This window comes from Citrobacter sp. EC_71 (assembly GCF_019584005.1).
Classification (GTDB): domain Bacteria; phylum Pseudomonadota; class Gammaproteobacteria; order Enterobacterales; family Enterobacteriaceae; genus Citrobacter; species Citrobacter werkmanii.
On record NZ_VDAY01000001.1, the window covers coordinates 336,964 to 363,330 of the forward strand.

Here is a 26,367-nt window from a genome sequence, read left to right on the forward strand (position 1 = left end):
CATGGAGTTCAGACATTAATTTTCAACGACCAGCGACGTCGCCCGATGTAATTTTTCCGTAATAACCGTTTCCGTTACCCGCTTAATATCCGCATCATTGAAAAAGGCGGTGACATACACGACCGGCATAGCAATGGCGGGTAAATTAATGGTCGATACCACCAGCTCAATATCGTCCGTCAGTACGGAGGGCAAACTGCCAGCTGACACCACGCCGACAATCGTCCAGTCCGGAAAGGCGCGCAGAATGCGGCTTTTAAGTAAATGCGAGGTGCCAATCCCGGTTGAGCAGACTAACAACACCCGCTTACGCGCTATCTGGCGCTCCATTGCGGCCTGAAAATGGACGGTTAAGTATCCCACTTCATCTTCCGAAACGGCCCGCTCTCCCCAACCGCTAAATACCCTATTCACTGCACATTGGGTCAGACGCCAGACGTCCTGCAACTCGCCTTTAATATCCTCCAGCAGCGGATTACGAATGCGGATCTGGTAGTTCAGGCGGTTAATCAGCGGCTTAATATGGATCAGCAATCCGTCATACAGCGCAGTATCCTGGCTGAGATCGCTGTCGACCATCTCGGCGAAGATGGCAATCAGTCGATGAGTAATTAAGCGCGCTTCGTCGCTGGAGTGCATATGACCAATTACGCTCACATCATTATGTTCTTCAATCACCACGCCGGACGAGATAATGTATTGATAGATAAACCAGACTTCGTCTTCCGGCAGCGGGTGAGCGATGCGTTTTTCGATATGCTGAATCATACGACTGGCAATAGAAAAAATATTCTCGTCGCATGAGGTGATGTTTTCATCTTTTCTCGGCAGCGCATTTCCGCGCGTGATGCGGTACATCATGATCAAAATATGGGTGAAGATATTGACGTAATAAGGCTCCCCCAATGACCAACACAGGTCGTTCTCCATTTCCTGCAGCAGCGTCTGGACAAATAAAACGTCTTCCTCGCCGAAGTAATGCACTAACGCTTTATAGCTGCCGGGATCAAGACGCGAATACACCATGCTGCCGGGTTCATTATGGTTAATCACACCGTTAATCAGCGATGCCATCGCCTGGCGCACGCTGCTCTCGCTACCTTCAATGTGCGTGCCGCTTTGACTGCGGATAAGCGATAAGCCCAATGGCGCTATCCAGGATTCAATCACTTTCAGATCGTTAACAATCGATGCGCTACTGATGAAATAACGTTCAGACAATTTACTGATCGACGTTTCATGCGGCGTTTCGCTTAATAATTGCGATGCTATTTTGACGCGCCGCGAATTATTCATCATGCCGTCAGTATCATCACCCTCGCTCCCTAATAACTGATCCAGATACAACAGATCAGTAATATTATCGGCGCTTAATATTACGCCTGCGCCAGTACGCTTATCGATGGCTATTTTCCATTCCGCTAACCATGGTTCCAGCAATCGCAGATCCCGCTGGACTGTTTTCTCTGAAACAGCTAAATATTCGGCAATTTTCAGTAGCGTGACATATTCCTTCCGGGACAGGAGGAATTTTAATAATCTGTTTTGTCGCGAGGTAATCATTTGCATTATTTACCCTTATCACACACCAGATTAAATATCTAAAGAAGCATTGATGCTCCACGTGTAATCCGTGATGATAAATATAAGAGGACTACGATGCGCCAACAATACTAAATCGTGTCCTGTATTCCGGACAGAAATAAGACAAAACGGGGAAATAGTGAGATATTTACGGCGCAGATCACATTTTTTACGGGAATTAGAGTGATAGCGCTCGCAAATATGGGTAGGTAAATTTTTAAGTCAGAATATTTTTGATTTTCAGATCTGGAACGCTGCTCGCATCGTGGGCCGGATAAAATGCATCCGGCACCACGTCGGCTACATTTTCAGGGTAATCGTCAGCCCATCACCTTCAGGGGTCACCACTACGCCCCACTCGTTGCTGGCATGTGAACCGCCCTTCACGCTGCTAACTTGCGGGATATTACGCAGGCACAACGTCCAGTTATGCGCTTCACCGCGACCTTGTACGGTAATGCTGTTACCCGTGCGTATCGCTTTCAGCGTGAAGATAACCGAGCCGTCCATCGATGGTACTTCACAGACCGCTTCCCTACCTTCTTGCAGATGGAACAACTGGAATGCGGTCTCTTCATGCCACGCGTAGTCCGGCTTCTGGTTATTACTGCCCAGCGCCAGTAAGGTATTGTCGCGCACGTATACCGGCAGGCTCAGGAAATCGTGCTGCTGTTTATGCCAACGGCTGCCCTGAATTTCGTCGTTGTGCCACAGATGTGTCCAACGCCCTTCCGGCAGGTAGAACTGCACATCACCGACTTCGGAAAACACTGGCGCCACCATTACCGAGTCACCCAGCATATACTGGCGGTCGAGATAGTCGCATGCAGGATCGTCCGGGAACTCCAGCATCATGGCGCGCAGCATCGGCGTGCCGTGTTCGTTCGCCAGCGCGGCCTGACGATACAAATACGGCATCAGGCGGCACTTCATTTCGGTGAAATAACGCACCACATCGCAGGACTCTTCATCGTACGCCCATGGCACACGGTAGGATTTGCTGCCATGCAGACGGCTGTGGCTGGAGAGCAGCCCGAATGCACACCAGCGCTTATAGACGTCCGCAGAGGCGGTGTTTTCGAAGCCGCCGATGTCATGACTCCAGAAGCCAAAGCCGGAGAGACCAATGGACAGGCCGCCGCGCAGGCTTTCGGCCATCGATTCATAGTTGGCGTAGCAGTCGCCACCCCAGTGCACCGGGAACTGTTGTGCGCCCACGGAGGCTGAACGGGCGAACAGCACCGCCTCTTCTTCACCGACGGTCTCTTTCAGCACGTTCCACACCAGCTCATTGTAAATATAGGCGTAGTGGTTGTGCATTTTCTGCGGGTCAGCCTCGTTGAACCAGCGCACGTCGGTCGGAATACGCTCGCCGAAATCAGTTTTGAAGCAGTCCACGCCCATTTCTACCAGGCCTTTCAGCTTGTCGGCATACCATTCGCAGGCTTCCGGGTTGGTGAAGTCATAAATCGCCAGCCCCGGCTGCCATTTATCCCACTGCCAGACGGAACCGTCCGGGCGCTTGAGCAGATAACCTTTCTCTTTCAGCTCCTTGAAAACAGGTGATTTCTGGCCGATGTACGGGTTGATCCATACGCAGACCTTCAGGCCTTTTTCTTTCAGGCGGCGGATCATGCCTTCCGGGTCCGGGAAGGTCTGCGGGTCCCACTCAAAGTCGCACCACTGGAAAGCCTTCATCCAGAAGCAGTCGAAGTGGAAAACGTGCAGCGGCAGGTTGCGCTCCGCCATGCCGTCGATAAAGCTGTTTACCGTCGCTTCGTCGTAGTTGGTAGTGAACGAGGTGGTGAGCCACAGGCCGAATGACCAGGCTGGCGGCAGCGCCGGACGACCGGTAAAGCGGGTATAGCGATCCAGCACCGCTTTCGGCGTCGGGCCGTCGATGACGAAATATTCCAGATACTCGCTTTCGACGCTGAACTGCACTTTCGACACTTTCTCAGAACCGATTTCAAACGACACGCACTGCGGATGGTTCACCAGCACGCCGTAGCCACGGTTGGTGATATAAAACGGGATGTTCTTGTAAGATTGCTCGGTACTGGTGCCGCCATCGCGGTTCCAGGTCTCTACCGTCTGCCCATTACGCACCAACGCGGTAAAGCGCTCGCCCAGCCCGTACACCGTTTCACCGACGCCCAGATCCAGGCGCTCGAACATGTAATTGCGTCCGCTGTTGGCGTCCTGTACATAGCCGTTGTTTTTCAACTGGCTGCCGGTAATGCGTTCACCGTTACGCAGGAAATCCAGCGACCAGAACTCGCCTTTGGTGACGCGAACGCTCAAATTACCGCTCTTCAGCTCAGCGAACTCAGCGGTGTTCTGCATCTCAACGTTTACGTCCTGCTGCACGTTCAGCGGGTAATGCGGACCGGTATCCAGCGCACCCTGGAAGTGCTCCATCCGGACACCCACCACGCCTTCCTGTGGCGAGAAAAGGCGCAGCGTGAACAACGGGGTATCGAGTTGCCAGGTCCGTTCACGTACGTCACGCGGCGCAACGTAGACCAGCATCTCATTACCTTGCTGTTCAACCTCGAACACCTGGACAGGGTTAATCACATTCAGACCAGGCTGAATCAGCCAGTTTCCGTCGCTAATTTTCATAATCGGTTCCTTAGTTCTGTAATTCTTTCGTCGTAAAATCTTGCTGATTACGGTGCGCACCCTGCGCCAGCTGACGCATAATTTCAGTCAGATACGGTGTTTTCAGGGTGTAGAAGCGTTTGGCAATCACGGCACTCAGCAGGTAGCAAATAGCCGGAATAAGGGTGAACAATGCAATGATGATGGTGATGGTGGCGCTGTTTTGCGTTTTCGCCGCGGCATCGTAGCCACCGCCTGCCAGCATCCAGCCGATCAGCGCCCCGCCAAGCGCCAGACCCAGCTTGAGCACGAACAACGTTCCCGCAAAGCTGATGCCCGTCAGACGTTTGCCGTTACACCACTCGCCGTAATCAACGGTGTCTGACATCATTACCCACTGGATTGGCGTTACGAGCTGATGCAGGACGCCAATCACGAAGATAAAGACGAACATGGTGATGTTGGCGTGCATCGGCACGAAGAACATCGCCACGCTGATGACGGCCAGCAGGGCGTTCGTCCACCAGAAGACGCTAACTTTACATTTCCAGTCGGTCAGTGGTTTTGCCAGCGCAGAGCCAATCAGGTTGCCGACACAATAGGTGGTGAGGAAGGCGACAAATACTTCCGGTGTGCCCAAAATCCAGGTGACGTAATACATCATCGCACCGCCGCGAACGCAGACCGCCATAATGTTGAGAATGGTCAGCAGGCCGACGATGCGCCACTGGTCGTTTTGCCAGATGTCGCGCAGGTCTTCACGCATTGAATTGTTGGTTGGCGGCGCTTCAACACGTTCTTTGGTGGTGAAGAAGCAGAATGCGAGCATCAGGAACGCCACAACCGAGAGCACTGCGATTCCTCCCTGGAAGCCCAGGGCCTTGTTTTCGCCGCCAATCAGCTTTACCAGCGGCATCATCAGGACGGTGGAGAGCATGCCGCCAGCCGTTGCCAGCACAAAGCGCCACGATTGCAGGGAGATGCGCTGCGTCGGGTCATTGGTGATCACGCCGCCCAACGCGCAATAAGGGATATTGACCACGGTATAAAGAAGGGTTAGCAGCGTGTAGGTGATGACGGCATAAATCATTTTGCCGTGCAGGCTGAAGTCCGGCGTGCTGTAGGCAAGCACACAAACCAGACCAAACGGCAGCGCGCCAAACAGCACCCACGGACGAAACTTCCCCCAACGTGAACGGGTACGGTCAGCAAGCAGCCCCATGCAGGGGTCTGAGATGGCATCCAGCGCGCGGGCCAGTAAGAACATCGTGCCGACAAATCCGGCCGGGATACCAAAGATATCGGTATAAAAGAACATCATATATAACATGACGTTATCGAAGATGATGTGGCTGGCGGCATCGCCCATGCCGTAACCAATCTTCTCCTTAACAGACAGAATCTCACTTTTCATTACGCATCCTTGTTTGCACTTTCACACGCACTGGTACCGGTTACAGTTCTTGTAAACCATCCCTTTAAGCGCGGGTATTCCGATATCTCGTTATCAAATTACGATTCTTGTTTTCTGTGATCGGAGTAGCGTCTAAAAATATGTCTAATTGTAAGTGATGGATTTTGTAGATATTTATTTGAAAGGGGTCATGGTAAGGAGAAACGGAAGTTAAAAAAGTGAGTGAGGGGGTGTGGAAACCCGAGGAAGTAGCTATAATGCGCCCCGCCTCCATGTAGCAATCGAGGCGCGGAAGATCGTCATCTCCGGTGAGGTGGCTGGACTTCAAATCCAGTTGGGGACGCCAGCGTTCCCGGGCAGGTTCGACTCCTGTGATCTTCCGCCAAAGTTCCTCCACACCCTTCCGAGAAAGTCTAAAAAATCCTTTATTTTCAACACATATAGCGAATTACTCATCCGTAACCGTCCGACAAGTTCTCCCTGAATCCATGAAAAATATGTATAGTGATGTGTATAGATTTTTTATACACATTTTTGACTTATACACATGGCACTTACAGACATACAAATCAAACGAGCAAAGCCCCAAGACAAACCCTACACAATGAACGATGGGCAAGGGCTGTCATTACTAATAAATCCAGATGGCTCAAAAGGCTGGCGCTTCCGCTTTCGTTTTGCCGGTAAAGCGCGGCTAATGTCATTGGGTAGCTACGACCTTGTGAGCCTTGCAGAAGCACGTGAGAAACGCGATACCGCCCGTAAGCAAGTTGCTAATGGCATTGACCCGGTTGAGGAACGCAAATCACAAAAACTAGCTCAGAAGCTATCAACAGAAAATTCTTTCGAATCAGTAAGCCGAGAGTGGCATTCAACTAAAGCCGATCGTTGGACAGTTGCTTATCGAGAGGAAATCATTAAAACATTTGAGCAAGATATTTTCCCTTTTATTGGCAAACGACCTATAGGTGAGATTAAGCCATTAGAGTTGCTTGAGGTGCTGCGACGCATTGAAAAACGTGGAGCTTTAGAGAAAACCCGAAAGGTGCGACAAAGATGTGGAGAAGTGTTTCGCTATGCGATCATAACAGGTCGTGCTGAGTATAATCCTGCCCCTGACTTAGCTATAGCGTTGGCCGTTCCCAAGCAAAAACACCACCCGTTTTTATCTGCCGAAGAATTACCACATTTTATTCGCGATTTAGAAGCGTATACAGGTAGCATTATTACTAAAAATGCGACAAAAATAATCATGCTAACAGGTGTACGAACTCAGGAGATGCGTTTTGCTACTTGGGATGAAGTTGATTTAGAAAAAGGGGTATGGCAAATTCCAGCAGGACGCATGAAGATGCGTAGGCCTCACCTTGTTCCTTTATCTACTCAAGTTATTGACCTCTTTAAGCAGCTTAAACCAATAACTGGCCGTTATCCTTATATATTTATTGGAAGAAATAACCGTAGCAAACCTATATCTAAAGAAACTGTGTCACAGGTAATTGAATTATTAGGTTATAAAGGACGTGCTACTGGCCACGGTTTCAGGCATACAATGTCTACTATCTTGCACGAACAAGGTTTTGAAAGTGCATGGATTGAAATGCAATTAGCACATGCAGATAAAAATAAAATACGCGGCATATATAATCATGCTCAATATTTAGAAGAACGAAAGAAAATGCTGCAATGGTATAGTGATCTTCTTATTAACATAACGTGGTGAAAATCATGAGCGCAAGTTTACAAGATGTTACAGATTTTGATTTCATTATTTCTGAAGCAGATCGAATAAATAAAGAATTAGCTTCATCTAATTTTAAAGATTTTTATCGAAAAGAATATGATCGTCCCCTTGGTTCAATAGGAATGACTATAGACACTCCGTATGAGCTTATAGATAAAAAAAATAACACCCCAAGAAGGCAAATCCATCTTTCATACCTTTCAAATGAAAGGTTATATTCCATAGCAGCAAGATATATCAAATCGAATAGATTAGAGATGTTGGTCGCTGTGGATGAATTAGTGGCAAAAATAAAGGACAGTCTATATATTCATATATTCATCGATGATGGTGAAGATGGAATTAAAGGATGCACAAGAATCCTTAACAATGCATTTAAAATGATAAAAAGGGAAATGGTAGAAGAAGAGTTCTATTTCCCTGTGTTAGCTCACGGACTAATTAAAGATAAAGTTTCTATTGGTCGCGCTGAAATAATATCATCAAAGAAAATGTATTCAATAATTGGTGATGCATTGACTGAAGACCAGCTTGCATTGTCAACGACATATTGCCTTTCTCATAAATACCCCTATGAGCATTTCTTAAAAATCCCAATAACTAAACGTTCTAAAAAGAGTAGGGAGCGAATCGCTAAAAATATAGCAGGCTTTGTAGTTGGGATACTACATTTATTTAGCGAGCACTATAAAATATCGCCACACTTTTTAAGCTTATCTACTAGCCCCTACCCTAACTACGAAGGTTTTTATTTCACAAAGAAATCTAATAGGAATTTCAACTATAATCATTCATCTATAGGCAGAGTTGTATGGAGTGATAAGTTCTGGGATAAATTTGAGGAAGATTACTGTTCCAATTTAGGAGAGGTGTTATCTCAGCTAATTGACTTAGCCATAGAGCCTAATGAAAGATCTATCATTTCTGACCGATTAATTGATGCCATCTATTTATTTAGTAGCGCGCAACAAGATAAGGATGAAAGTTCACGCATAGTGAAATTAGCAACAGCGCTCGAAAGACTTGTGAGTCTACCAAGTGAGAAAAAAGATTCTTCAACTACAAAGAACTTTACTAGACGCATTTCATCATTAGTTTCAATTTATTATCCAAATGAAAAGGACTGGGATAAGGTTGCTAAAGAAATGTATGAAATTAGATCTGACATAGCTCATGGAGCCTGGTCTCTATACCGAGGAGTTGAACCTTTGTATTCATCTCAATATAGCGAATTAACTAGCAGGGCTATTTTTTCTGCATGCATTGGATTTTACAAGCGAGGCTTTACTGAAAATAACAATGATAAATTAGTGAAGGAATTCTTTGATTTTCTAGAAAACGCCATAGACAAAAATAAATGACAAGTGTACGTCTGCGCGCAATGCTCTCCCCGCCACGCCTGCCCGCTTTATAGGGTAGTTTTCATGCAGGTGCATGAACCGGCTCAGGCCGCGCCGGAACTGGCGTGGTGGGGGAAATAAAATACGGGGATTTGCATGCAAAACCATGCACCTTATGGATGCATGGCTTTTTTCGGGAAAAATAGTGGAATTTTCGCGGATTTTTTTGCGTGCTACCGTGAGGCCAGTTCTGCACGTCGGCGGGTGTAAATCAGGTTCTGTGCCGGAGTGAATTTCTGGCGATTATCATCCCGCGAAGCCGCATCAGGCCTGAATCCGATCGCCGTTAAAATGTCGCTGTCCTGCTCGGAATAATTAATTTTTTCACCGGCGGCCAGCCACACCGACAGGGCTTCACGCAGATAATCAACCGAGTGCTGCATGGCGCTCTGTTTTACTGCGGGAAGCTGTTCGTGATATCCCATCAGCTCAGGTGCCAGCGTGGCGGCCAGCTCCGCGCCGTACTGCTGCATAAAGTCATGGAGCCGGTTGCGGATGCTGATGTGCTGCACCTCCTCATGTGAGCGGATATAGCGACCGGCGGCCTGATTAATCTCCCATTTTTTCACATCGATATTGTCGCGCAAATCCTGCATTCTGCGCGGGATTTGTTCGTCACCGGCAAGGAGCTGTTCACGGTATTCCCGTTCAAGGTCTGCCAGTTCGGCTTTACGTTTCAGCCAGGTGTTTTTGTTCGCCTGACAGGCCTCAAAGGCCTGCTGTATTGTCACAGTGGTCACGTGTCTCTCTCCTGATTAATGCCGGAACGGCGAGCTGTAGCAGCCCTGTACTTTACGCGGCGGCGGTGGCGTCACCGGGGCGGGGTCGGTTTTTTCCGGTGCGGCACGTATCACACCGTCAACCGACTCGATGGTGCGGAAAGTGGCCGAGCATTCGATATTGGTACACTGGTGATAACGCTGTTTGACGTTTTCCGACAGATAACGGCTGGTACGGACGTGCGCGGTCTTTTTGCAGAACGGGCAGTGAAACATGATTCAGCCCTCTGCCTGTTCGTGGGATTTTTCGGCCAGTTCAGCGGCAAGTTTCATCCGTCTGGCCGGGCTTCTTAACAGCGCCATATCAACCCCGGTTATGACCGGGCGATTCATGCCCGTTACGGACAGGACCGGCTCCTGCTCCATATCAAAATGATACAGGGCTGACTGCATATTCAGGGCATCACCCAGCTCGCGGGTCACGGTCGCACGCGGCGAGGTTTCTCCGCTCATTTCCAGCGACCGTATACGCAACAGAAAGGCACGTAACAGTGCGGGGCTGATACCGGCCAGCGCCTTCTTCCACTCGCTGTTGGCGTAGGTAGTGAACGCTTTTTCATGGGCGCTGATATAAGCCGTACCGGAGGAGCATGCGCCAAGCATGGCGTGGCTTTTGTCTTTCTCCAGCTCGGTAATCAGACCGGTGAACTCATCAGCCAGTTCGCGACTGGCGATACGTTTACTGTGTTCAGCTTTCAGTTCAGGAGTGAGGTTGCCGCGCAGAGTTCGAAAGCGGCTGCGCCAGTCCTGTTCGGCCTGTGCACTTTCACTGAGGGCGGTCTGTCGTTCCTGCTCACAACGCTGAATGGAAGCCTCAATGTCGCTGAGTTTTTCCATGCTGGCCGTGTGTGCGTCTTTTGCTTCGTTAAGTGCGGCCAGCGCACCGGCAATACGTTGTTCCGCGCCTTCATCCTGTTTACTGATAACGGTCTGCATGGCTTTGATAATGAGTTCGGGTTTCATGTTCAGGCTCTCCGTGTGTTCAACCTGAAATGATTCTGATGCCTCCTGCACAACAACACGATTCATTGCCGTTGTCAGAGTGCTGGCACAAACAGACCTTAAAATCAGGCTGGCCAGAGAAAGGTCGCAGGAAAACCTTACTCACCGTTTGTTTTTTTACTTATAACTATTCACCACTGTTCACCTTAAATAAAAAGATAAGTAATACAGTAAGTTAAATGGTGAACAGTTGAAGGTCTGACTGTTCACCGTCTGTTCACCACTGTTCACCCTTCAGTTTTTTCAGCCAGTCAGCCACTTAGACTTTTTAGTGATTAAAAATAATAAATATATAAACAAAAGTAATCAGCAATGGGCCACCGGTATGCCAACGTTTGCCAAAAAACGGCCAACGTTTGCCACTGTATAAAAAACGCTCTGTTGTGTGGTGGAGCAGTACAAAATGACTTGTTGCCCTGAGAGAAAATATTCACAAAATAGAGAGCTACCCGAAGCCGGACGGACACGACCGGCACTGTATGGACTTTGTGAGGTAGCCCGATGCACACCGCTTTTTCTTCCCCGTCTTCTGCCCCTGCCGCCCCGCTGATGCCGGTTTCTGATACCGTTCACGAGCGCTTTATCCGTCTGCCCGAAGTGATGCATCTGTGCGGCCTGTCCCGCTCGACCATTTACGACCTCATCAGCCGGGAAGCCTTCCCGAAACAAATCTCCCTCGGCGGAAAAAATGTGGCGTGGGCGCAGTCTGAAATCACTGCATGGATGGCGGATCGCATTGCCGAACGTAACCGGGGCTATGACGCATGATGATGACCGTTCAGCAAACAGCTCCTTTTTCTGGCTTGCTTCTTTTCGCCGTTTCCAGGTATAGTTTTCCCGCTGCCGCAAAATCGGCAGCCGGGATTGGCGTCCCGTTTACAACATTGGCGACACCGGACGCGCCTTGCGTCTTTTTTTGTGTCTATGCCTCAGCGCATCCATTTTTGATCCAGAGATTTATCTGTCTATGGATCCTTCGTGTAATGGTGGCTCAGGCGGGGGCTTCTCACGAAGCGCCGGTTTCCAATGTTGCCGGTTACGCCAACCCCGTCTGGGCTACCACCAGTGAAATTGGCGTTTCCAGTGGTAGCAGTCACATGCAAACATTGGAGGTTGCCACTATGGCTACGACCCTCACCCCGTTACACCCGCAATTTGTTTTTGTGTTTGCCGCCGTTCGTCGTGCAGACCGTAAACCCCGTATTTGTATGCTCCGCACCGTTGCCGGTGATGAGCACGCCGCACGCCTTTCCCTCGTTCGCGATTACGTCCTCTCATTTGCTGGCCGTCTGCCTGTTGCGGAGGTGCGCGCATGAGACACACCACCATTACCGCCCGTGACCTCGAATGTCTGGAGCATATGCGCAATGTCGGCCAGCTCGTCAGCGACCTGATGCAGGTACAGGACTGCGCCACCGTTCGTCGTGACCCGGCGCAGCAGTTACAGCTCACCTCCGTGATTTACCTCATGACAGCCCAGCTCGACGGTGTGGTCGAACGCTGCAATCAGCACTGGCTGACCGGGGAGGGTAACGTATGAAAAAGCCATTACCGCCCGTATTACGCGCCGCGCTGTATCGTCGTGCCGTGGCCTGTGCATGGCTGACCCTGTGCGAACGCCAGCACCGCTACCCGCACCTCACCCTCGACGCGCTGGAAAGCGCCATTGCCGCCGAGCTGGAGGGCTTCTACCTGCGCCAGCACGGCGAGGAAAAAGGCCGCCAGATTGCCTGTGCGTTACTGGAAGATTTAATGGAAGCCGGACCACTCAAAGCCACGCCGTCGCTGTCCTTTCTCGGGCTGGCCGTGATGGATGAGCTTTGCGCCCGTCATATCACCGCACCGGTACTGCACTGAGGGAGAAAACAACGATGAAAATGAACGTAACGGAAACCGTAAAACAGGCGTGCGGCCACTGGCCGCGCATTCTCCCGGCGCTGGGGGTAAAGGTCATTAAAAACCGGCATCAGTCCTGTCCGGTGTGTGGTGGCTCTGACCGTTTCCGCTTTGACGATAAAGAGGGGCGAGGCACATGGTTCTGCAACCAGTGCGGCGCAGGTGACGGACTTAAGCTGGTAGAGAAAGTGTTCGGCGTGACCCCGTCAGAAGCTGCCGGGAAGGTGAACGCCGTGACCGGCAACCTGCCGCCGGTTGCCCCGGAAATAATTGCGGCCACAGAAGCTGAAACGGAGGCTGACCGCAAAGCAGCGGCCGCGCTGGCGGTCAGGCTCATGGAGAAAACCCGACCGGCCAGCGGCAACGCCTACCTCACCCGCAAGGGATTCCCCGATCATGAGTGTGTCATGCTGACGGCCACACACAAAACCGGCGGCGTGACGTTCCGTGCCGGTGATGTGGTTGTCCCGCTGTATGGCGATGCCGGGGCGCAGGTTAACGTTCAGCTTATCAATTCTGACGGTCTCAAACGCACCCTGAAAGGTGGTCAGGTCAAAGGGGCATGTCATGTCATCGAAGGGAAAAAACAGGCCGGAAAACGCCTGTGGATTGCAGAGGGTTATGCGACCGCGCTCACCGTGCATCACCTGACCGGAGAAACCGTCATGGTGGCGCTGTCCTCTGTGAACCTCCTTTCTCTGGCGAGCCTTGCCCGTCAGAAGTACCCGGCCTGTCAGATTGTCCTCGCCGCCGACCGTGACCTGAACGGCGATGGCCAGAGCAAAGCCGCTGCGGCCGCAGATGCCTGTGAGGGCATTGTCGCTCTACCGCCGGTGTTCGGTGACTGGAATGATGCGTTTATGCAGAAAGGTGAAGAGGCCACCAGGAAAGCCATTTATGACGCTATCCGGCCTCCGGCACAAAGTCCTTTTGATACCATGAGCGAGGCGGAATTTACCGCCATGAGCGCCAGCGACAAGGCTTTGCGGGTGCATGAGCACTACGGCGAAGCGCTGGCAGTGGATGCGAACGGCCAGCTCCTGTCCCGCTATGAAAACGGCATCTGGAAAAATATCCCTGCCGCCACTTTTTCACGGAATGTGGCTGATTTATTCCAGCGCTTACGCGCCCCGTTCTCGTCCGGGAAAATTGCCTCGGTGGTGGAGACCCTGAAATTGATTATTCCGCAGCAGGATACACCGGCGCGTCGTCTGATTGGCTTTCGCAACGGGGTACTCGATACCCAAAGCGGCCTGTTCAGCCCGCACCACAAATCGCACTGGCTGCGCACCTTGTGCGATGTGGATTTTACCCCGCCGGTGGAAGGGGAAACGCTGGAGACGCACGCGCCGAACTTCTGGCGCTGGCTCGACCGTGCGGCCGGTAAAAGTCCACAAAAACGCGACGTGATTCTGGCTGCGCTGTTTATGGTGCTGGCGAACCGTTACGACTGGCAGCTCTTTCTCGAAGTCACCGGTCCCGGCGGGAGTGGCAAAAGTATTCTGGCTGAAATCGCGACCCTGCTTGCCGGGGAAGATAATGCCACGTCAGCCGATATCGACACACTGGAAGACCCGCGCAAACGTGCATCCCTGATTGGCTTCTCGCTAATCCGTCTGCCAGACCAGGAAAAATGGAGCGGTGACGGCGCAGGGCTTAAGGCCATCACCGGCGGTGATGCGGTCTCGGTTGACCCGAAATACCAGAACCCCTACTCAACACATATTCCGGCGGTCATTCTGGCGGTCAACAATAACCCGATGCGCTTCACCGACCGCAGCGGCGGTGTGTCGCGCCGCCGGGTGATTATTCACTTCCCGGAGCAGATTGCGCCGGAGGAACGCGACCCGCAGCTCAGGGATAAAATTGCGCGCGAGCTGGCCGTCATTGTGCGCCAGCTTATGCAGAAATTCAGCGACCCGATGACCGCCCGAGCACTGCTCCAGTCGCAGCAGAACTCCGACGAGGCGCTCAGTATCAAGCGCGATGCTGACCCAACGTTTGATTTTTGCGGCTATCTGGAAATGCTCCCGCAGACCAACGGGATGTTTATGGGTAATGCCAGCATCATCCCGCGTAATTACCGTAAATATCTCTATCACGCGTATCTGGCTTATATGGAGGCCAACGGGTACAGAAACGTGCTCAGTCTGAAAATGTTCGGGCTGGGGCTGCCCATGATGTTGAAAGAGTACGGCCTGAATTATGAGAGGCGACACACAAAGCAGGGGATACAAACCAACCTGTCGCTGAAAGAGGAAATCTACGGCGACTGGCTGCCGAAGTGCGACGACCCCGCAGCAACATAACCTAACTCAGACCGGCAACAGCCGGTCTTTTCCTTTCTGGTCATTGCCACAAGGTGAACAATCCACTGTTCACCCTTCACCGTATATTCACCCTGTATCACCATGAAATTATTGATAAAAAACCAGAGGTGAACAGTGTGAACAGTAAAACCTGAAAAAACTTTTTATCACCCCGCGTATTGCCCGACCGGACAGATCCAGAACGAGCACAAATCACAAAGGTGAAGAGTCGACTGTTCACTCTTCACCAACTCATCACCACCTAACCACATGATATAAAATGATAAATAACCGAAGTGAACAGTGTGAACAGTTAAATGCAAAAAAACTTTTTGTAACCATAGTCGAAACTAGTGCTTGAATGGAAAGCACTGCGTGCCCATAGTAACTAAAATGTTAATCCTTGATAGAAATCTCAATAATCGATTCATCCTTATGTTAAACAAGCATATATTTTAAGTATTATCATGCGACATAAAAGGAATCATTCAAATGGATGATGATAATTTTGATATTATTGATTTTAGAAATGAAATAGATAGTTTAAACCCTTCTAATAAGAAAAGATTAGCAGAACAGTTTGCTCTTGCAGCATTAGGGAGCATACCTTGGATTGGAGGTTTTTTAGGTGCTATTGCAAATTTTAAAAGCGAAGAAGGCAATATAAAATTAAACTCATTACAAACAAAGTGGCTTGAAGAACATCATAAAAAACTAGAAAATTTAAATTCAACTTTAAATGTTATAGCAAAGAGATTTGAACAACTAGGCGAGGATATCAACGAAAGACTTGAGTCTGAGGAGTATCTTGATTTAGTTCGCAAAAGTTTTCGAGTATGGAATGATGCTGATACACAAGAAAAAAGACAGCTAGTATCTAATATGATAACTAATGCTGTCAGTTCTAAAATATGTTCTGATGATATCATTCGTTTATTTATAGATTGGCTTAACATTTATCACGAAGTTCATTTTCAGGTTATCAGAATTATTTATCAAAATCCTGGCGTAACGCGTTATGAAATATGGATGGAATTGCATGAAATAATTCCGCGCGAAGATTCGGCTGAGGCTGATCTCTACAAAATGTTAATTAGAGATCTGTCAACAGGTGGAGTGATTAGGCAAGCACGTAATACCACAGAAGATGGTCAGTTCTTAAAACAAAGGCATGCTCCGCAAGCTAAGCGAGGCACATCAACGCTTGAGTCTGCTTTCGAGAACACAAAATCTTATGTACTGACCGAACTAGGAAAGCAATTTGTGCACTATACAATGAATGAAGTAGTGACCAAATTGGATTGAGCTGGAGTTACATAGCTATACACTGTGCCACAGTACATGTGTATAGCTATGTGTATAAGCACATCATAATCAAGAAAAAATAACAATACAAAACATTAGGTTATGAATCAATAAGAACTCCTGTGATCTTCCGCCAAAATTCTTATTTTTTGATGATTTTTTTGTAATGGGCTGTTGACTCTTCTATCCACCCAGGTTGTTCTAAGTTTTTAATAACCCATTGTATGAATTTCTCAGAATAACGATGTCTATTATCAATGGTATAATGCATATCAGATCGTTTTGCTTTCTGTATATTATGCTTCTTAGTTATTGCGGTGAAAGAAAATTTCGTGAGTACAACATTCTTCTGTTGTCTATTTATTTTTTCAATTGCTGAACCTTGATAATAAGGATGAGTTATATCAGGATCTCTAGTTTCTCGAATAATTATTGCATTACTACCTTGGTTTCCTAAACCCAATGATAAATCACTATCTTTCTCACATTTAGTAAGTGTAAGCTTATAGTCAATTGATATACTAAATTCATTCGAGTTTTGTTCTTTAGAAGCTTTATGAAATCTTGTCAGAAACTCACGTGCAACATTTGCAGTCATCTCACCATAGTTTTCTTTTATAGTGGATATATCACTTTTAGGGCCATCTACAACTAAGCTTAACATTCCAACGCTCTGTCCAGCTAATGGTGACATACCTGTTTCTTTCAAATAACGCTGTTGATAATTTAAAACATTAGCCTGAAAAAGACGAGAAAGCTCCGGTTGTAACTCAGGTAATAATAAATGTATAGCCCCATCTCTAAGTTCAATTAAGGTATCTAGATTTTTCTTAACAGGATCATTTTGCTGCAACCTTTTATTAATTGCATCAGTTATACTTACAGAATATCCATTTTTCTTAAAAACTGCATCCATGCCTGAATACTTAAGCAATTCTGCTTTTAACAATAGTTCCCAAGCATTGACTGATAGTATACAAAATGCTTCCACTCTATTATCTAGTGTTGGCCTATTATATACCTCCAATGACAAAACAAATGCATCCAAACTTCTTTTTAGGAGAGATTTATAAATTTTTATTTCTGGTGTAAGATTTTTTGCTTTTAAAGATTGTGACATTAAACAAATAAAATCGTCATTTGATATCTTCTGTATTCCTTCACACTTCCATAGCTTGCCATTCGAACTATTTACATATATTCCGTTCAACTTCTCATTTATATATTTTCTTATACTGTTTTCAGTATAACCAGTTTCAGTAGCTAACTCAGTAATCGTGAATAATTTTTTAGACTTTTCAAATCTTCTTAGCACATCCAATAATTTCAATTGGTTAGCTGTTCTAGCCATTTCAAATTCCCTCTCAAATAATAATGCCTATGAAATTACCCATTGGGTTTAATACCTTTCCTCCGCAAAGCCTCTCTCGCCAGTTCCTTTAACCAACTGGCGAGACTTACCCCTTCTTCTGCCGCCACAGCATCCAACTGCTCCTTCAATGCCGGATCAATACGCATTTTAAACTGCGGTGATTGACCGCCGCCTTTTGGTTTTTTTTCGCGCGATATGATTGACATAGGGCCACCTATCCAACTATCTTAACCATATAGGAGGCCACCTAAAAGCCTTCTACACTAGCAACGCCCCGATGTGCGGGAACACAGCCGGAGCGTCTAACCTCACCAACTATCAAGGAGTTGATTATGGCTGATTCGCATTCTACCCCAGACACCGACCAATCCGGAACCGAGCGTTCGCTAATTGTGGGATATCGCCCGAATGTTTTCGACAAATCCACGCCCAAAATCATTCTCTCCGGCAAGTGGCTACGCGCGGCGGGATTTGATACCGGGCAACAGGTTACCGTAAAAGTGATGAACGGTTGTATCGTCCTGATGGTCTATGGCGAACAGGAGCAACGGTTGCAGAATGAGCTGAAAGAGGCCAGTCAGAAGCTGAACAGAATCGAGAGCACGCTGGCGACTCTCCAGTGAATTGCGAGTTAACATGTAAGTGGCGCTTACATGTTAACCTGATGCCGGATGGCGCTGACGCTTATCCGGCCTACTCTCTTGGAAAATGAAGCCAAAGTGTAACGGGAACCCAAACAAATGAATCACCACGAAAAACCAGACACAATCTTTTCGACTGACGACGATGAAAAAGTCGAAGAAATAAAAATTCAGTTACTGAAAGCCAAGATTCAATGTGCAAAATGTGACATTCATTCTAACAATATTGTTAATGGAGATAATTTTTTTTGATGAATTAATGGCTCCGAATAAATAAAAATGCGTTATAAACTCATGGGGAAGAACAATAATTATGATATTTGGAATTTTAGTTTATTATCCATGAATCGGCAACGCATCAGGGATTGTTCAATCCCTACACGAAAAAGCATAATGATAATACTATCCTGATGGCCTATGCCAAACGATAAACATGACAGCACAATAAATACCATATTATAATCCCGCTAAAAACACACAGGCATTTTTTCTTTCATCAGGAAGGGACGGCCTCGTTTCTAATAAATTATTTATTGGGTTACATATGAAAAAATTATGCATGGCAATGGTTATCGCTTTCGTCACAATCACCACCTCATCCGCCGCTTTTGCATGTCCGAAAGGCGAACATCCGCATGGTGGTACAGGTTCACATCATAAGGGTGGTTGGTGCTCGTATGATCAATAAAATTTCCATTCCTGTCGTGTTGTTCTGTCTTTCAACACCAGCACTTGCAAAATCGACGTTAAATATCGACGGCAACTCGCTTTATCACGGCTATCAATTATATGAAAAAGGTTTTGATTATTTGAATGTTCAGGATGAACAGATTGCTGTGATGTATATGTCTTTTGTCGCAGGAGTGGCAGGCACATTATCTCAAGAGAATATCATCTGCGGTGAGAGTATAACCATTGGGCAGGAGGCCGATATTGTCGGGAATTATCTCCAAACTCATCCTAAGGAAAGAACAAAATACACACCTTCAACCCTGGCTATGATTGCGTTAGGCAAAGAACTTTCTTGTAGTAAAAAAAGTAATAGCTAGCATAATTTCCAGCTTTTGGTGCCGGATGGCGCTAACGCTTATCCGGCCTACGATTCCAAAGAAATAAAGCCGCCGATCGGTGAATCAGCGGCTTTTCCATTACTCACTTACATTAGAAATTATATTTTACGCCGAGCATACCGCGGGTATCGCTGTAGCCTTTGTCGCCGACCTGTTGGGCCACATTGCTCCATACGTTGAGGCGCGGAGTGATTTGACCTTCAACACCCACTTTCAGCTCGCCGATGTTTTTGGTGCCACGCATATCGTTGCTCACATCGTCCATCTTCACGCTGGTTGTCTGCGTGTTGTGGATCCAGTTAGCTTCGACAAACGGCTGGAACTCGCGAGATTTACCGTCATCGATGGCGTTATGGCCGTTGATAAAGGCTTTCACGCCCAGACGAGTCATCAGGTTGCCATCGGTGTCATCCTTCACGCGGGTCCCGTTCGCTTCGCGATGGCTGTCGGCCTGCACGTCCATCCACACCACCTGCGCTTTCGGTTGCAGCCAGTAGCTGTTGCGCTCGCTTTCGCCCAGTTTAAAGCTGTAACCGGCTTCGACCGAGGCGGTGATACCGCTGGATTTATATTTCTCTGCCGCCTGCTCCTGGCCCATCACTTTGTTATCAAACCAGTTGTACAGCGCCCAGGTATCCACATAGGTGCCGGTCTTGTCTGCGTCATTGGCATACCATGTGCCGTACAGCCCCACGCTATAACCGGTAATCTGCCCACGAGAATGGTAGCCGGTCAGGCTGGACTGTGTGCGGTTCTGGCTGTTGGCATAACCTGCCATCGCGCCAATATGCCAGCGGTCGAGGCCGTCGCTACTCCACTGCGCCAGATCGCCGCCTAACTGTAAGACGTAGCTGTTACTTTGGGTTTTCAACTGCCCACTACCGTCTTTGAAGCGGGTATGCGCGCCAACGTTACGCATCCACAGGCTGGTAACTTTTTTCTCACCGGTCAGCATGTCAACGTACTGGGTTTCACCCAGACGATCGTGCAGTCGGGTCATGAACAGTGTGTTAGCGGCATAGTTGTTCGCCAGATAACTGCCGGCTTCCGGACGATACTGTTGCTCCGTGACCGGCGGAACATGAGGCTCTTCCGGTCCAGGAATAACCGGGTCCACAGGATCGATCGGGTCCGGGTCGACCGGATCAGGGATAATCGGATCAACCGGGTCCGGGTCTACGGGATCAGGGTCAACAGGGTCCACCGGATCGGGCGGAGCAGGAATAAAGCTGGTCAGATACCAGTTGCTGCCCTTCTGCACAACGTTATAGTCGTACGCCCCGGCGACAATACGGCTCGCTTTCTCAAATGTACCGTCAGAGTTGCCAGCAACTTCGATAATCTCAATGCCTTCAACGGTCTGCGCCCCGGTACCGCCAATGTTGTTCACCGCCACAAAGGCATTACCCGTCGTGTTACCGAGCACTGTCAATTTATTGGTTTCGGAAGCATCGTCATTCAGGACGGTATTGAAAACCAGTTTGCCGCCATTCCCGGTAAAATCTTCATTAATGGTAAGCGTCTGCCACGGTTCGCCGCCAACATGGCCAAAGTTAACCACTGCCCCACTGTTCAGCGTCAGGTCGGTCAGCGTTGAGCTGTTGGTCATATTCCAGGTCGCATCGCTCATTTGCAGCGAGATGACCCCCGTCCCGGCGGTCGCGCTGGTGATATAAGACGCCCCGCTCCATAGCGAGTTGTCGGTCATGTTGAGCGTAATCGTACTGTTTTGCTGGGGCAGGCTGCTGGTCGCGTTTGTCCCTCCGGCAGCATGAAGATCGCCGTCGATAAGGAAGCGTCCACCGGCGGATCCGTCTACGGTGCCGCCCGTTTCGGTGCTGATGGCATAGCTTTCAGTACTGTGGTCGCCCACCATAGTAATGGCGGTGCCACCCGCCAGGTTTATCGACCCGTGTGAAATCGCAAACAGGCCGCGTGGCGCTTTGCTGTATGAAGCCGCTTTTCCAGAACTGTTCACGCTAATCGTCGCGTTGTCGCCCAGGTTCACGGTCGCGTTGGTGGAATAGACCGCATGCGCGCTCGCGCCGTTAACCGTAATAGTGGCGTTATTACCCAGTTCCGTTTTGGAAGATGAGGCGGCATAAATGCCCGTGGAAGAGGTACCCGATGTCTCAATGGTGGCGTCATTGCCAAGCAGGATCGAGGAACCGCTCTGCCCGGAGCGAATGCCTTCAGAGCCGTCGCCGGTCGTGACAATGTGCGCACGATCACCAACAACAATCGTATTTTTGGCAAGCGTCGCATCTCGCATGGCATTGGCGGTGATACCACGTCCCTGGTTACCCGTCGTTTTGATGTACAGATCGTCACCGACGTAGATATTAGCCGAGCCTATCCAGCCCTGGCCTATCGCGTTATAACCGGCGTTAATACCATCACCATCCTGACCATCCACATAAATACTGGTGCGATCTCCGGTGATGATAAAGACCGGGTTATCCGGCGTATTGGCCCCATGCGTGCGAATACCATCAACATCTTTACCATTATTGGCGGCATTTTTCGACTGGGTGCGGATCGTCAGGTCGTCACCGAAAATAACGCCAGGACTCCCTGTTTTATTATTTTGAATAACGGTAAGGGAATGTTCAAAGGCTTCTGCGCCTGGCCCATTTAACGTTATTCCATTACCATAAACGGGAATGGTGCCCGCACTCCACTGATAAACATAATTTGGCATGGCACTGGTTTTAGCGAAATTGGCATTGGCCTGCGCAGGGATTATTGCCTGCAATTCCGGGGGCAGACTGCTAACCAGACCGCTGGAAGGAAGACTATCAACATCAACCCAGGCTGCATGGGCTGAAAATACCATAGACGTTAATGCGGCTGAAACCGCGATGGCAATACGAGAGTAAGATTTTGGATTTGGCATAGTAGCCTCCTGCTATCAGGCGTAGAGCGTCCACCACATCGCAAGGATGTGAAATAATAAAAATCAGAAATGCTTTATAAAATATTCGATAGTATTTGATGAATACTATGGCCCAACTTATCTTCAAGCCGGAGCTTATAGACATATATTTTCTTAATATCAATATTATCTATTTGGGTAATTTGCTGAATACTTTTTCCTGAGACAAATCGCTTCAGTAATATCATTTCTGTGTAGTTGAGTGTGCGCCCACGTTTACTGTTAGCGAGATGACCAGTAAATAATCGTCTCATTTTCTGATGCTGTACGTCATCATCATCATCAGAATAGATAATGCCTTGTATTTTATTGCTTTTCGACAACCAGTAATTGGCTAACGGCGCCAGGTTCCGGTCCGCTATCAAAACAATATGCATGCCGCTATAAGCCAGACGGTCAACCCATTGCGGGTCGGCGAACAGGCGCAGGTTTGGAAAGGAGAAATCCACAAAAATAAACCCGCGCGACAAATGGTTTTGATTATTAAGCAGAAGTTTTTCAATAACGCCTCTTTGCAGAAAGCCATTTCCCTCCGGCCAGATCGCAAAAGCGGCACGGTGACAGTACCTGGCGCGTACCGCAGTATCCGGAAATAATTGACAGGATAATTCACAGCTTATGCAACGAATACTCTGTGATGGGGATCTGTTCATAAAAAATGACTCCTGTTATTTTTCCATAAATATTTCATCGGTAAATAAATGTGTCAATCCGACACGCATGACATTCCTTGTCAGTTAATAACAGCAACCCTAAAAAAATGTAATAAACTCTTGATGCGCTAATATGTACATACGGTAAGCAATGCCATACCGCTAAGTTTTTTTATGTTTTATCTCAGAATAACAATCTGGGCATTAGGAATTTTATGCATAAATTAAAATCCTAGGATAAATCTTAAAAAAGCACTATTTGCTAAAAAATAACCGATGTAAAGGTTACATGTTAATTACACAATTCAGATAACTTAATCACCCTTGTCGCTCTGTGGATAAATATAATGATAACCCAGATAAAACTGTAATGAATTCTCATTATTTAACATTAGCTAATTCCAACCTAAGAAATTAGGTTAATAACTTGTTGTATTTGAAGGGTTTTTATCCCCTAAGTGAAATTCTTATCTTCGATCATGTACAAAGAGTGAGGCGTCTTATCGATTTGGATGTAAAATTTAAGGGGTGTGCAAGGACACGCTGTGATACGTTTTGGTTACTGAGGGCTGGGCAATTGTATCTTATCAATCAGTTGGTCGAATTTAATCCTGATAGCAAAAGTCTGGTCAATCGTCAGACCGGGCGCACAATACAACTCCAGCTCCCTGCTTCGCTCTGTTTTCTCTATTTAATTACTCACGCAAGTGACATTGTTTCCCAGAACACGTTGATGATAGTGGGTTGGGGAGAGAGAAATAATGTCACCACCACCAACACGTTCTACCAGGCAATTCTGACGTTACGTAATGCGCTGGCGGAAGTGGGACTACCGCGCGATACGGTGAAAACTATTTCCCGCCGTGGGCTAAGATTGAATGAAAACGCTCAGGTCGAAGTGATACCGGATCCTCAGAGTGACGTTTCCCAGTCACCGGTTATTGAGGAGCGCGCGCCTGCAAAGGTAATTCTTACCGCACCACAACAAACGACGCAGATCTCCTGGTGGAACATTTTATTTAGCGTTAGTGTTGTTATCGCCACTCTGGTTATCTGGCTGGTGTGGTATCAGACTCGCCCGGTTATGCCATTTAGTAAGTTTGTCTCTGTTTCCATGCAGATCCCTTCGCGGCAAAACTGCAAAATTTATTACTCTCCAAATGAGTATGACCAGCATGGCTATTTCAATCTGATGCAGCTTCATCCTTTACTCTGTGAAAACAACAAGCACGTGTTTCTATCCGGCTACCTCAAAGCAGAGAGGATGGTAGCATTTGTATGCGATAAAGATGCGCGGATAGATGCCCACGCATTTTGTACTACCCATTATTACTGGATGCGCGGGCAATGAAAAAAACACGCCACATAATCTTGCTCACTATTGGCCTGGTTACCCTACTCGGTTCAGGTAGTTGGCTATGGTATTCACGTTATGCCGAAAAGCCGCTAAGTTGCGTGGGAAACGTTGAATGGAATATTGGCAGCAACCGCTTTGCTGGAACGGTTTCATTTCGGATGTACAACCAGGAAGGATTATCGACAATTACCGGTAAGCTGTATGGGCGTAATATCTCAGACATCAGCAGGAACATCTATTTCAGCTACACCCAACAGCGTGATGCACGGGTATTACAGGCCATGCAAGTTGTCAAAACCTTCGCCGACACGGCCGATGAAGCGGATATCAACAATACGTTGCCCGGGTTTTATCGGCAGACCGGACGCAGCCTGAGCCTGGTCATGGAGGAGTATAAGGGCGCATGGATTTTCGCCAGTTCCAATGTTCCCTCGCTGTATTGCCGCAAAAGGTAACGTCATATCCGGAAACAAAAAGCACGGTGCTTCCACGGGATTCACATTTGTCATCATTAACTTACGCGACACAGGTCACTGAATCCACTAATAAGCCATTCTATTCTTCACCGCGAATCAGGAAACATCCTGAATATCAGGATATTCGTTGCGTAATAATTAAGCGAAATGGACATGTTATTTTGTCCAGAAGACTTCAATCTACGAATGAATATTTGGAGAAGACGTGGGCAGGGACGTTTATCTCTCTCGCGAGTAATGTCTGAGCGTTCAGGCGTTATCGCATTTCAGGAAACGGTATGTTTCCGGTGTATTTTTGGCGTACATATGAGGGATACGTAATGTTTACTTTTAAAAAGTGCCTGATTGCACTTTCAATAAATTTGGCGGTTGTTTCATCAGGTTTTGCTTGTACGACCCTGCTGGTCGGCAATGAAGCATCAGCGGACGGCTCCATGTTGGTCGCCCGTAGCGCAGACAGCGATGCCCTGAAAGCACAGCATTTTGTCATTCATTCGGCAAAACAGAATCAGACCGGGGTATACAGCACCAAAGCACATAATGGCGCGAATGATTTTACCTGGCCACTGCCGAAAAACTCTCTGCGTTATACCACCGTCCCAAACTGGAAAACTCAACTGCATGGCGCAACCGGATTTAACGAACTGGGCGTCGGCGTGAGTGGGACAGAGTCTATTTTTGCTTCACCAAAAGCGTTGGCCGCCGACCCGTACGTTGAGGATAAAGGGATCACTGAAGACGATATCCCGGATGTTCTGCTGTCGCAGAGCAAAACCGCACGTGAGGCCGTTGCGCTGCTGGGACATATTGTTGAAACCGTCGGTGCTGGTGAAGGATTTGGCGTTGCCGTCGTCGACGATAACGAAATTTGGTACCTGGAAACCGGCAGCGGCCACCAGTGGATGGCGCAGCGCCTGCCCAATAACCAATATTTCGCCACCGGTAATCAGGGCCGCCTACAGGATTACGATCCTAAAAACCCGGACATGATGGCGTCAAAAAATCTGATTCAATTCGCAACGGAAAAAGGCCTGTACGACCCGGCGAAAGACGGCAAATTCAACTTCTCTAAAGCTTATACCCGTGATGACGAGCGTGACCGTACGTACAACGATCCTCGCGTCTGGACCATCCAGAAAGAGTTCAATCCTTCCGTAAATCAGGATATGGCCAAAGGACGTGAATTCCCGGTCTTCATGAAGCCAGAGAAGAAAATGACGCTGGACGATGTGAAAGCCGTGCTGCGTAGCCACTATGAAGGCACCAGCCATGACCCGTACACCAACGGCCTGAACGGTAAAGAGCCGTGGCGTCCGGTCAGCGTCTTCCGCACCTATGAAGCGCACGTTATGCAGGTACGTCCGTGGTTGCCGAAAGAGATCGGTGAAACCACCTACATTGGTCTGGGTATGGCCGATCTCACCGCCTTTGTTCCGTATTACAGCGGCCTGAAAGCATATCCGGCCAACTATACAATGGGTACAGATAAGGCTGACGATCAATCCATCTACTGGAAATATCGTAAATTGCAGACGCTGACGATGACCGATTATCCGAAGCTCGCGCCAATCGTCAAAAAGGCCTACAAAGCGTGGGAAGATAAAGTGGCGAAGGAGCAAAAAGAGGTCGAAGCAGAATATCTGAAGATGGCGAAAACCAATAAACCTGCCGCAGATAAAATGCTGAATGACTTCAACCTGCGCATCATGGCCGATGCCGAGAAGTTAACGGAAGATCTCACTAATCAGCTGTTTACCATCCGCACCAAAGACATTCAGTCTGATATTTTCTTTGCTAACGCAGCGAAAAAAGACTAAGTCACACCA

General features: G+C 48.2%; 23 protein-coding genes and 1 tRNA gene. 14 read left to right on the forward strand and 10 right to left on the reverse strand.

What is annotated here, in order from left to right:
* Nucleotides 1–15: 15 nt before the first annotated feature.
* From FHD02_RS01545 to FHD02_RS01555, 3 genes are all read right to left on the reverse strand, one after another.
* On the reverse strand, nucleotides 16–1,569 hold the full coding sequence (locus FHD02_RS01545) for a transcription antiterminator (RefSeq protein WP_042311540.1): 1,554 nt from the start codon (nucleotides 1,567–1,569) through the stop codon (nucleotides 16–18).
* 315 nt (nucleotides 1,570–1,884) lie between these two features.
* The gene (yicI, locus tag FHD02_RS01550; protein ID WP_220393483.1) at nucleotides 1,885–4,209 is read right to left on the reverse strand and encodes an alpha-xylosidase; all 2,325 of its coding nucleotides are present in this window, start codon (nucleotides 4,207–4,209) and stop codon (nucleotides 1,885–1,887) included.
* A 10-nt stretch (nucleotides 4,210–4,219) separates the two neighbouring features.
* Nucleotides 4,220–5,602, reverse strand: a complete 1,383-nt coding sequence (locus FHD02_RS01555; protein ID WP_137371319.1) for a glycoside-pentoside-hexuronide family transporter — start codon at nucleotides 5,600–5,602, stop codon at nucleotides 4,220–4,222.
* A 290-nt stretch (nucleotides 5,603–5,892) separates the two neighbouring features.
* Between FHD02_RS01555 and FHD02_RS01560 the strand changes: the two genes are divergently transcribed.
* The 3 genes from FHD02_RS01560 (at nucleotide 5,893) to FHD02_RS01570 (ending at nucleotide 8,707) form a co-directional block, all read left to right on the forward strand.
* Nucleotides 5,893–5,987: transfer RNA gene (locus tag FHD02_RS01560), tRNA-Sec, on the forward strand.
* A gap of 162 nt (nucleotides 5,988–6,149) precedes the next feature.
* Nucleotides 6,150–7,325 (forward strand): integrase arm-type DNA-binding domain-containing protein, encoded by a 1,176-nt coding sequence (locus tag FHD02_RS01565; protein ID WP_220393484.1) that lies wholly within the window; start codon nucleotides 6,150–6,152, stop codon nucleotides 7,323–7,325.
* A 5-nt stretch (nucleotides 7,326–7,330) separates the two neighbouring features.
* Nucleotides 7,331–8,707 carry a HEPN domain-containing protein gene (locus FHD02_RS01570; RefSeq protein WP_220393485.1) on the forward strand — a complete coding sequence of 459 codons (1,377 nt, stop codon included), beginning with the start codon at nucleotides 7,331–7,333 and terminating at the stop codon, nucleotides 8,705–8,707.
* A gap of 212 nt (nucleotides 8,708–8,919) precedes the next feature.
* Here the strand turns inward: FHD02_RS01570 and FHD02_RS01575 are convergent, their stop codons facing one another.
* From FHD02_RS01575 to FHD02_RS01585, 3 genes are read right to left on the reverse strand one after another with little or no spacing between them, the layout of a single operon-like run.
* Nucleotides 8,920–9,486 (reverse strand): phage polarity suppression protein, encoded by a 567-nt coding sequence (locus FHD02_RS01575; protein WP_171858762.1) that lies wholly within the window; start codon nucleotides 9,484–9,486, stop codon nucleotides 8,920–8,922.
* Between the two features lie 15 nt (nucleotides 9,487–9,501).
* Nucleotides 9,502–9,741, reverse strand: coding sequence for an ogr/Delta-like zinc finger family protein (locus tag FHD02_RS01580; protein WP_000468231.1), 240 nt, complete (start codon nucleotides 9,739–9,741; stop codon nucleotides 9,502–9,504).
* A gap of 3 nt (nucleotides 9,742–9,744) precedes the next feature.
* A complete protein-coding gene (locus tag FHD02_RS01585) occupies nucleotides 9,745–10,488 on the reverse strand; it encodes a hypothetical protein (RefSeq protein ID WP_032939185.1) in 744 nt (247 codons plus the stop codon).
* A gap of 540 nt (nucleotides 10,489–11,028) precedes the next feature.
* Here FHD02_RS01585 and FHD02_RS01590 point away from each other — a divergent pair.
* From FHD02_RS01590 to FHD02_RS01615, 6 genes are all read left to right on the forward strand, one after another.
* Entirely contained in the window at nucleotides 11,029–11,295 is a 267-nt protein-coding gene (locus tag FHD02_RS01590; protein ID WP_000556587.1) for an AlpA family transcriptional regulator, read from the forward strand.
* Nucleotides 11,292–11,843: a host cell division inhibitor Icd-like protein gene (locus tag FHD02_RS01595; RefSeq protein WP_220393486.1), complete on the forward strand. Its 552-nt coding sequence runs from the start codon at nucleotides 11,292–11,294 to the stop codon at nucleotides 11,841–11,843. Before FHD02_RS01590 ends, FHD02_RS01595 begins: the two co-directional genes overlap by 4 nt.
* Complete coding sequence (locus FHD02_RS01600) at nucleotides 11,840–12,067, forward strand: hypothetical protein (RefSeq protein ID WP_021536582.1); 228 nt, start codon at nucleotides 11,840–11,842, stop codon at nucleotides 12,065–12,067. Before FHD02_RS01595 ends, FHD02_RS01600 begins: the two co-directional genes overlap by 4 nt.
* On the forward strand, nucleotides 12,064–12,384 hold the full coding sequence (locus FHD02_RS01605) for a DUF5375 domain-containing protein (RefSeq protein WP_003844498.1): 321 nt from the start codon (nucleotides 12,064–12,066) through the stop codon (nucleotides 12,382–12,384). Before FHD02_RS01600 ends, FHD02_RS01605 begins: the two co-directional genes overlap by 4 nt.
* 14 nt (nucleotides 12,385–12,398) lie before the next feature.
* Nucleotides 12,399–14,732, forward strand: coding sequence for a primase-helicase zinc-binding domain-containing protein (locus FHD02_RS01610; protein ID WP_220393487.1), 2,334 nt, complete (start codon nucleotides 12,399–12,401; stop codon nucleotides 14,730–14,732).
* Nucleotides 14,733–15,224: 492 nt separating this feature from the next.
* On the forward strand, nucleotides 15,225–16,037 hold the full coding sequence (locus tag FHD02_RS01615; protein ID WP_003844494.1) for a hypothetical protein: 813 nt from the start codon (nucleotides 15,225–15,227) through the stop codon (nucleotides 16,035–16,037).
* A gap of 142 nt (nucleotides 16,038–16,179) precedes the next feature.
* Here the strand turns inward: FHD02_RS01615 and FHD02_RS01620 are convergent, their stop codons facing one another.
* Together FHD02_RS01620 and FHD02_RS01625 are read right to left on the reverse strand one after the other, a co-directional pair.
* On the reverse strand, nucleotides 16,180–17,388 hold the full coding sequence (locus FHD02_RS01620; protein ID WP_137371320.1) for a DUF3644 domain-containing protein: 1,209 nt from the start codon (nucleotides 17,386–17,388) through the stop codon (nucleotides 16,180–16,182).
* A 35-nt stretch (nucleotides 17,389–17,423) separates the two neighbouring features.
* Nucleotides 17,424–17,615 carry a toxin-antitoxin system HicB family antitoxin gene (locus tag FHD02_RS01625; RefSeq protein WP_086538653.1) on the reverse strand — a complete coding sequence of 64 codons (192 nt, stop codon included), beginning with the start codon at nucleotides 17,613–17,615 and terminating at the stop codon, nucleotides 17,424–17,426.
* A gap of 126 nt (nucleotides 17,616–17,741) precedes the next feature.
* On the opposite strand from FHD02_RS01625, the gene FHD02_RS01630 reads away from it, so the two are divergent.
* Together FHD02_RS01630 and FHD02_RS01635 are read left to right on the forward strand one after the other, a co-directional pair.
* Nucleotides 17,742–18,032, forward strand: coding sequence for a SymE family type I addiction module toxin (locus FHD02_RS01630; RefSeq protein ID WP_220393488.1), 291 nt, complete (start codon nucleotides 17,742–17,744; stop codon nucleotides 18,030–18,032).
* 653 nt (nucleotides 18,033–18,685) lie between these two features.
* The gene (locus FHD02_RS01635; RefSeq protein ID WP_255596968.1) at nucleotides 18,686–19,099 is read left to right on the forward strand and encodes a hypothetical protein; all 414 of its coding nucleotides are present in this window, start codon (nucleotides 18,686–18,688) and stop codon (nucleotides 19,097–19,099) included.
* Nucleotides 19,100–19,211: 112 nt separating this feature from the next.
* On the opposite strand, the gene misL is transcribed toward FHD02_RS01635, so the two are convergent.
* Together misL and FHD02_RS01645 are read right to left on the reverse strand one after the other, a co-directional pair.
* Nucleotides 19,212–22,016: an intestinal colonization autotransporter adhesin MisL gene (misL, locus tag FHD02_RS01640; RefSeq protein ID WP_220393489.1), complete on the reverse strand. Its 2,805-nt coding sequence runs from the start codon at nucleotides 22,014–22,016 to the stop codon at nucleotides 19,212–19,214.
* Between the two features lie 74 nt (nucleotides 22,017–22,090).
* Nucleotides 22,091–22,708: a helix-turn-helix transcriptional regulator gene (locus FHD02_RS01645; RefSeq protein WP_137361435.1), complete on the reverse strand. Its 618-nt coding sequence runs from the start codon at nucleotides 22,706–22,708 to the stop codon at nucleotides 22,091–22,093.
* Nucleotides 22,709–23,285: 577 nt separating this feature from the next.
* Between FHD02_RS01645 and FHD02_RS01650 the strand changes: the two genes are divergently transcribed.
* From FHD02_RS01650 to FHD02_RS01660, 3 genes are all read left to right on the forward strand, one after another.
* Nucleotides 23,286–24,059, forward strand: coding sequence for a transcriptional regulator (locus FHD02_RS01650; RefSeq protein WP_079226201.1), 774 nt, complete (start codon nucleotides 23,286–23,288; stop codon nucleotides 24,057–24,059).
* Nucleotides 24,056–24,520, forward strand: coding sequence for a hypothetical protein (locus FHD02_RS01655; protein ID WP_220393490.1), 465 nt, complete (start codon nucleotides 24,056–24,058; stop codon nucleotides 24,518–24,520). Before FHD02_RS01650 ends, FHD02_RS01655 begins: the two co-directional genes overlap by 4 nt.
* A gap of 341 nt (nucleotides 24,521–24,861) precedes the next feature.
* Nucleotides 24,862–26,358, forward strand: coding sequence for a C69 family dipeptidase (locus tag FHD02_RS01660; protein WP_220393491.1), 1,497 nt, complete (start codon nucleotides 24,862–24,864; stop codon nucleotides 26,356–26,358).
* Nucleotides 26,359–26,367: the final 9 nt, after the last annotated feature.

Excerpts from the sequence above, each read along its gene's own strand:
- FHD02_RS01545 (WP_042311540.1), bottom strand. The coding sequence starts at position 1,569 with ATGCAAATGATTACCTCGCGACAAAACAGATTATTAAAATTCCTCCTG.
- yicI (WP_220393483.1), bottom strand. The coding sequence starts at position 4,209 with ATGAAAATTAGCGACGGAAACTGGCTGATTCAGCCTGGTCTGAATGTG.
- FHD02_RS01555 (WP_137371319.1), bottom strand. The coding sequence starts at position 5,602 with ATGAAAAGTGAGATTCTGTCTGTTAAGGAGAAGATTGGTTACGGCATG.
- FHD02_RS01565 (WP_220393484.1), top strand. The coding sequence starts at position 6,150 with ATGGCACTTACAGACATACAAATCAAACGAGCAAAGCCCCAAGACAAA.
- FHD02_RS01570 (WP_220393485.1), top strand. The coding sequence starts at position 7,331 with ATGAGCGCAAGTTTACAAGATGTTACAGATTTTGATTTCATTATTTCT.
- FHD02_RS01580 (WP_000468231.1), bottom strand. The coding sequence starts at position 9,741 with ATGTTTCACTGCCCGTTCTGCAAAAAGACCGCGCACGTCCGTACCAGC.
- FHD02_RS01585 (WP_032939185.1), bottom strand. The coding sequence starts at position 10,488 with ATGAAACCCGAACTCATTATCAAAGCCATGCAGACCGTTATCAGTAAA.
- FHD02_RS01590 (WP_000556587.1), top strand. The coding sequence starts at position 11,029 with ATGCACACCGCTTTTTCTTCCCCGTCTTCTGCCCCTGCCGCCCCGCTG.
- FHD02_RS01595 (WP_220393486.1), top strand. The coding sequence starts at position 11,292 with ATGATGATGACCGTTCAGCAAACAGCTCCTTTTTCTGGCTTGCTTCTT.
- FHD02_RS01600 (WP_021536582.1), top strand. The coding sequence starts at position 11,840 with ATGAGACACACCACCATTACCGCCCGTGACCTCGAATGTCTGGAGCAT.
- FHD02_RS01605 (WP_003844498.1), top strand. The coding sequence starts at position 12,064 with ATGAAAAAGCCATTACCGCCCGTATTACGCGCCGCGCTGTATCGTCGT.
- FHD02_RS01610 (WP_220393487.1), top strand. The coding sequence starts at position 12,399 with ATGAAAATGAACGTAACGGAAACCGTAAAACAGGCGTGCGGCCACTGG.
- FHD02_RS01615 (WP_003844494.1), top strand. The coding sequence starts at position 15,225 with ATGGATGATGATAATTTTGATATTATTGATTTTAGAAATGAAATAGAT.
- FHD02_RS01620 (WP_137371320.1), bottom strand. The coding sequence starts at position 17,388 with ATGGCTAGAACAGCTAACCAATTGAAATTATTGGATGTGCTAAGAAGA.
- FHD02_RS01625 (WP_086538653.1), bottom strand. The coding sequence starts at position 17,615 with ATGTCAATCATATCGCGCGAAAAAAAACCAAAAGGCGGCGGTCAATCA.
- FHD02_RS01630 (WP_220393488.1), top strand. The coding sequence starts at position 17,742 with ATGGCTGATTCGCATTCTACCCCAGACACCGACCAATCCGGAACCGAG.
- FHD02_RS01635 (WP_255596968.1), top strand. The coding sequence starts at position 18,686 with ATGGTGGTACAGGTTCACATCATAAGGGTGGTTGGTGCTCGTATGATC.
- misL (WP_220393489.1), bottom strand. The coding sequence starts at position 22,016 with ATGCCAAATCCAAAATCTTACTCTCGTATTGCCATCGCGGTTTCAGCC.
- FHD02_RS01645 (WP_137361435.1), bottom strand. The coding sequence starts at position 22,708 with ATGAACAGATCCCCATCACAGAGTATTCGTTGCATAAGCTGTGAATTA.
- FHD02_RS01655 (WP_220393490.1), top strand. The coding sequence starts at position 24,056 with ATGAAAAAAACACGCCACATAATCTTGCTCACTATTGGCCTGGTTACC.
- FHD02_RS01660 (WP_220393491.1), top strand. The coding sequence starts at position 24,862 with ATGTTTACTTTTAAAAAGTGCCTGATTGCACTTTCAATAAATTTGGCG.